At 37.1% G+C, this 569-nt stretch carries 1 protein-coding gene; it reads left to right on the forward strand.

All coding sequences use genetic code 11. The annotated features are described in order from the left end of the window. Window positions 1-41 precede the first annotated feature (41 nt). Window positions 42-569 (forward strand): CHC2 zinc finger domain-containing protein (locus ETU10_RS00150; protein ID WP_246118395.1); only part of this gene is annotated, 528 nt, incomplete at its 3' end.

Raw genomic sequence — 569 nt, forward strand, 5'->3', positions numbered from 1 at the left:
AAATATTTTTAAAAAACTTAGTCACCCCAAAACAATAAGTTATGACTATAGCAGACATTAAGCAAAATCTAACCATAAGGCAAGTATTGGAACATTACCAGATCCAGACCAAAAACAACAGTTGTTGTTGCCCCTTCCATGAAGATAAAAAGCCAAGCATGCAAATCTTTCCCGATACCCATACGGTCAGGTGCTATTCAGGAAATTGCCAGCAGTCTAATAAAGTGATTGACGTCATTGATTTTATTATGTATAAAGAAAACTTAACCAAACATGAGGCACTACTCAAAGCCAGTCAATTAACCGATCTAAGCCATAAGATCCAAAGAAGTAAAGAATATCAAGAAATCCCCCTAGATAGACTAGAAGAACTCTTTTACAAAATGAAGAGCAACTTAAGACAAAGCAAAACCGCCAGAGAATACACAGAAAAGCGAGCCCTAGACTATCAAAAACTAGAAATCGGTTACAACGGCAGAACTTACAAAGGACTAGTCAACTGCATAGTGTTTCCCCTCAAAGACGCAAGAGGAAAGATCGTAAGTTTATATGGGCGAACCATTAAACAA

The sequence above is a fragment of the Apibacter muscae genome, assembly GCF_007845595.1.
Taxonomy (GTDB): domain Bacteria; phylum Bacteroidota; class Bacteroidia; order Flavobacteriales; family Weeksellaceae; genus Apibacter; species Apibacter muscae.